Annotated in this window: 3 protein-coding genes; all 3 read right to left on the bottom strand. The window is 72.2% G+C overall.

Annotated features, from left to right (window positions below; translation table 11 throughout):
- Window positions 1–194: 194 nt before the first annotated feature.
- The gene (gene aceE, locus EST54_RS33095) at window positions 195–2,867 is read right to left on the bottom strand and encodes a pyruvate dehydrogenase (acetyl-transferring), homodimeric type (protein ID WP_129251378.1); all 2,673 of its coding nucleotides are present in this window, start codon (window positions 2,865–2,867) and stop codon (window positions 195–197) included.
- Between the two features lie 313 nt (window positions 2,868–3,180).
- A complete protein-coding gene (locus EST54_RS33090) occupies window positions 3,181–3,804 on the bottom strand; it encodes a GntR family transcriptional regulator (protein WP_129251377.1) in 624 nt (207 codons plus the stop codon).
- Between the two features lie 141 nt (window positions 3,805–3,945).
- On the bottom strand, window positions 3,946–5,349 hold a 1,404-nt coding region (gene sucB, locus EST54_RS33085; RefSeq protein WP_129251376.1), incomplete at its 5' end, for a 2-oxoglutarate dehydrogenase, E2 component, dihydrolipoamide succinyltransferase.

The following is a 5,349-nucleotide window of genomic DNA, read 5'->3' as shown; positions in this document are numbered from 1 at the left end:
GAAAAGGGGCGGGCGGCAGGAAAAGAGCGGGCGGCGGGGAATAGGAAAGGCCCGCCCGGCCGCGATCAGGGCGTGACCGGCCGGGCGGAGCGAGTTCCCGTGCGAAGGCCCCGGGCGCGGGTAGGTGGCCTCCACACGGGAGTTCGGGGGTGCCCCGGAGGGCGGGCGGACCCGGTGCCGGGTCCGCCCATGGGTCACAGCCCGTAGCGCTTCCGGGCTTCCTTGACGGCCTCCGGCTTGACCTCGCCGCGGCGGGCGAGGGCGGCCAGCGCCTGGACGACCACCGACTGCGGGTCGACGCCGAAGTGCCGGCGGGCCGCCTCGCGGGTGTCGGACAGGCCGAAGCCGTCGGTGCCGATGGAGGTCCAGTCCTGCTCGACCCACGGCGCGATCTGGTCCGGAACGGCCCGCATCCAGTCGCTGACCGCGACGACCGGGCCGGGCGCACCGGCCAGCGCACGGGTGACGTACGGGATCCGGTCCTCGCCCTCCAGCCGGGCGGCGTCGCACTCCAGGGCGTCCCGGCGCAGCTCCGTCCAGGACGGCGCCGACCACACGTCGGCCGCCACGCCCCAGTCGTCGGCCAGCAGCCGCTGTGCCTCCAGGGCCCAGTGGATGGCGGTGCCGGACGCCAGCAGCTGGAGCTGCGGGCTGTCGGCCTCGGCCCGGGTGCCCTCGTTGAAGCGGTACAGGCCCTTGAGGATGCCCTCTTCGACGCCCTGCGGCATGGCCGGCTGGACCTTGGTCTCGTTGTAGACCGTGAGGTAGTAGAAGACGTCCTCGGCGTCCGGGCCGTACATACGGCGCAGACCCTCCTTGACGATGACCGCGACCTCGTAGGCGAAGGCCGGGTCGTAGGAGAGCGCCGCCGGGTTGGTGGAGGCGATGAGGTGCGAGTGGCCGTCGGCGTGCTGGAGGCCCTCGCCGGTCATCGTCGTACGGCCGGCGGTGGCGCCGATGACGAAGCCGCGGCCCAACTGGTCGGCCAGCGCCCAGAACTGGTCGGCGGTGCGCTGCCAGCCGAACATCGAGTAGAAGATGTAGAAGGGGATCATCGGCTCGCCGTGCGTCGCGTAGGACGTCGCGGCGGCGGTGAAGTCGGCGAGCGAACCGGCCTCGGTGATGCCCTCGTTGAGGATCTGGCCGTCCTTGGCTTCCTTGTACCAGAGGAGCTGGTCGCGGTCGACCGGGTCGTACGTCGCGCCCCTGGGGGAGTAGAGGCCGGCGGTCGGGAAGAGCGACTCCATGCCGAAGGTGCGGGCCTCGTCGGGGACGATCGGCACCCAGCGCTTGCCGGTCTCCTTGTCCCGCATCAGGTCCTTGATCAGCCGGACGAACGCCATGGTGGTGGCGATCTCCTGGCTGCCGGAACCCTTCTTCAGCGCGTCGAAGGCCTTGTCGGCGGGCATCGGCAGCGGCTTGTCGACGACCTTGCGGGCGGGCGCCGGGCCGTCGAGGGCGGCGCGCCGCTCGCGCAGGTAGACCATCTCGGGGGAGTCCTCGGCCGGGCGCCAGTACGGCACCAGGTCGCCCTCCAGCGCGCTGTCCGGGATGGGGAGTTCCAGCACGTCCCGCATGGTGCGGAACTCCGCCATGGTCAGCTTCTTCATCTGGTGGTTGGCGTTACGGGACTCGAAGCCCGCGCCGAGGGTGTAACCCTTGACGGTCTGCGCCAGGACGACGGTCGGCGCGCCCTTGTGCTCGACGGCGGCCTTGTAGGCGGCGTACACCTTGCGCGGCTCGTGGCCGGCCCGGGAGGTCTGGAACAGCTCCAGCAGCGTGGCGTCGGTCAGCCGGCTGGCGAGGGCCTTCAGGGACTCGTTGGCGCCGAAGAAGTGCTCGCGCAGGTAGGCGGCGTCGCGGGTGGCGTACGTCTGGAACTGCGCGTCGGGGGTCTCGCCCAGGCGCCGGATCAGGGCGCCGTCGGTGTCGAGGGCGAAGACCTCGTCCCAGGCGCGGCCCCACAGCGACTTGACAACGTTCCAGCCGGCCGCGCGGAACTGGGCCTCCAGCTCCTGCACGATCTTGAAGTTGGGGCGTACCGGGCCGTCGAGGCGCTGCAGGTTGCAGTTGATGACGAAGGTCAGGTTGTCCAGGCCCTCGCGGCCGGCCAGCGCCAGTGCGGCGGTCGACTCGGGCTCGTCCATCTCGCCGTCGCCCAGGAACGCCCAGACGTGGGAGTTGCTGGTGTCCTTGATGCCGCGGTGCTCCAGGTAGCGGTTGAAGCGCGCCTGGTAGATGGCGGAGAGCGGGCCCAGGCCCATGGAGACGGTGGGGAACTCCCACAGCCACGGCAGCCGCCGCGGGTGCGGGTAGGACGGCAGGCCCTCGCCGCCGGCCTCCTGGCGGAAGTGGTCGAGGTGGTCCTCGGTGAGCCGGCCTTCGAGGAAGGCGCGGGCGTAGACGCCGGGGGAGGCGTGACCCTGGATGTAGAGCTGGTCGCCGCTGCCGTCGCCCTCCTTGCCGCGGAAGAAGTGCTGGAAGCCGGTCTCGTAGAGCCAGGCGGCGGAGGCGAAGGTGGCGATGTGGCCGCCCAGGCCCAGCGCGGAGCCGCGGGTCACCATCGCGGCGGCGTTCCAGCGGTTCCAGGCGGTGATCCGGGCCTCCAGCGCCTCGTCGCCCGGGAAGTCGGGCTCGGCGGAGGTCGGGATGGTGTTGACGTACTCCGTCTCCAGCAGCGACGGCAGGGCGGTGCCTTCGGTGCGCGCGGTGTGCTCCAGGGCACGGCGCATCAGATAGGCGGCGCGATGCGGACCCGCTGCCTCGGTGACGGCGTCGAGCGACTCACGCCATTCGGCCGTCTCCTCGGGATCACGGTCCGGGAGCTGGTCGAGCTGGCTGTACGGCAGGCGCACGGGTTCGGGCATGGGTGGCCCCTTTCCGGACGGGAGGGAAGCTCGGGGTGTCGTCGTGGCCGGGCCCGCGTCCACAGGGCAGGACGGCGGGCCCTCGACGACACCCCCTACGAGTTCGGCAGGCAGGGTTGTCGCGCCCTGGGGAGGACGATACGCCTCTGATCGATGATCGATCAACGCTCCGCATGCGAAAAACCGCAGGTCGGCACGGGGTGCCGCATTTTTGGGCACCGCGTGCCAGCCGAAAGGGGGGCGGTTCGCCCCGTCCGGGAGGGGGCCGGCCGCCCCGTCCGGGAGGCGTCGGTCGACCCCTCCCGGACGTCGCTCAGACCCGAGGTGCGCAGCTCAGCACGTGTGCCTTGAGCACGGCGCCGATCTTCGGGTCGCGCCGCCGGAAGGCGTCCACGATCTCCTGGTGGTCCTGGGCGTGCGCGCGCGGCTCCGGGCTGAACCAGCGGATCGACAGCGTCGTCCAGACCTCGATGCCCAGTGACTCCCAGGTGTGCAGCAGCACGGAGTTCCCGGCCGCCCGCACGATCTCCCGGTGGAAGGCGACCGTGTGCCGTACCTGTGCCTCCCCGTCACCGGCCCGGTCCGCCTCGCGCAGCGCCGCCACCTCCCGCTCCAGCGCCGCGGTGTCCTCGGCCAGCCGGCCGGCGGCCAGCTCGGCGGCCACCTGCTCCAGCCCGGCCCGCACCGGGTAGCTCTCCTTGAGGTCGTCCGCGGTCAGATTCCGCACCCGGACGCCCTTGTTCGGCGCCGACTCGATCAGCTGGAGCGACTCCAGCTCGCGCAGCGCCTCCCGTACGGGCGTCTGGCTGACCTCCAGCTCCACCGCGATCCGCCGCTCGACGATCCGCTCGCCCGGCTGCCAGCGGCCGCTGACGATCCCCTCCAGGATGTGCTCGCGGATCTGCTCGCGCAGCGAATGGACGACCGGTGGGGTCATGAAGTGGCTCCTTCAGAGCGGGGGGTGGTAAGGGGGCCATTATCCGGGACGCGACCGCGCAAAGGGGCCGGCCCCGGTTCGTACGAGACGCTGTACGAACCGGGGCCGGCCCCTTGCACACCTGCCGGTTGACTACCGGGCTCAGAGACCGATCTCGGTCTCGAACTCGGCGGCCTCCAGGATCTGCTTGACCGTGGTCAGGTAGCGGGCGGCGTCGGCGCCGTCCACCAGACGGTGGTCGTAGGAGAGCGCGAGGTAGGTCATGTCGCGCACCGCGATGGTCTCGCCGAGGTCCGGGTGGTTGATGACCACCGGGCGCTTGACGGTGGCACCGATGCCCAGGATGCCGACCTGGTTCGGGGGCACGATGACGGTGTCGAACAGGGCGCCGCGCGAACCGGTGTTGCTGATGGTGAAGGTCGCACCGGACAGCTCGTCCGGCGTGATCTTGTTCGCGCGGACCTTGCCCGCCAGGTCCGCCGTCTTGCGGGCGATACCGGCGATGTTGAGGTCACCGGCGTCCTTGATGACCGGGGTCATCAGGCCCTTCTCCGCGTCCACCGCGATACCGACGTTCTCGGTGTCGAAGTAGGTGATGGTGCCCTCGTCCTCGTTGATCCGGGCGTTGACGACCGGGTGGGCCTTCAGCGCCTGGACCGCGGCCTTGACGAAGAACGGCATCGGGGAGAGCTTGACGCCCTCACGCTGCGCGAACGCGTCCTTGGCCTTGTTGCGCATCCGCATGATCGCGGTGATGTCCACCTCGACCACGGAGGTCAGCTGCGCCTGGCTGTGCAGCGCCTTCATCATGTTGTCGCCGATGACCTTGCGCATCCGCGGCATCTTGACGGTCTGACCGCGCAGCGGGGACGCCTCGATGGCCGGGGCCTTCGACGCGGCCGGAGCGGCGGCGGCAGCGGGCGCGGCGGCCTTGGCGGCCTCCGCGGCGGCGATGACGTCCTGCTTGCGGATGCGGCCACCGACACCGGTGCCCTTGACCGTGGCGAGGTCGACGCCGTTCTCCGCGGCGAGCTTGCGCACCAGCGGGGTGACGTACGCGCCCTCCCCGGCGGCCGGGGCCGGGGTGACGGGGGCGGCAGCCGGAGCCGGAGCCGGGGCAGCGGCCGGAGCCGGCGCGGGGGCCGGAGCCGGAGCGGCGGGCGCCGGGGCAGCAGCGGCCGGAGCCGGGGCCGGGGCCGGGGTGGGCTCCGGAGCGGCGGCGGGGGCCGGGGCGGCCGGAGCCGGCGCGGCGGCCGGGGCAGCACCGGCGACACCGATCACGGCGAGCTTGGCGCCGACCTCGGCGGTCTCGTCCTCACCGACGACGATCTCCAGCAGGGTGCCGGAGGCCGGGGCGGGGATCTCGGTGTCGACCTTGTCGGTGGAGACCTCCAGCAGCGGCTCGTCGGCCGAGACCTCCTCGCCGACCTCCTTCAGCCAGCGGGTGACGGTGCCCTCGGTGACGCTCTCGCCGAGCGCGGGGAGGACGACGTCCGTGCCCTCGGCGCCGCCCGCGGGGGCAGCGGCGGGGGCGGGGGCCTCGGC

The organism is Streptomyces sioyaensis (genome assembly GCF_004122735.1).
GTDB lineage: Bacteria > Actinomycetota > Actinomycetes > Streptomycetales > Streptomycetaceae > Streptomyces > Streptomyces sioyaensis.
The sequence above is the reverse complement of the archived record's forward strand: the minus strand, read 5'-3'. Positions and strand labels throughout refer to the sequence as shown.

What these genes read in the sequence shown, in the direction of transcription:
- aceE (WP_129251378.1), bottom strand. Translation starts at nt 2,867, where the DNA reads ATGCCCGAACCCGTGCGCCTGCCGTACAGCCAGCTCGACCAGCTCCCG.
- EST54_RS33090 (WP_129251377.1), bottom strand. Translation starts at nt 3,804, where the DNA reads ATGACCCCACCGGTCGTCCATTCGCTGCGCGAGCAGATCCGCGAGCAC.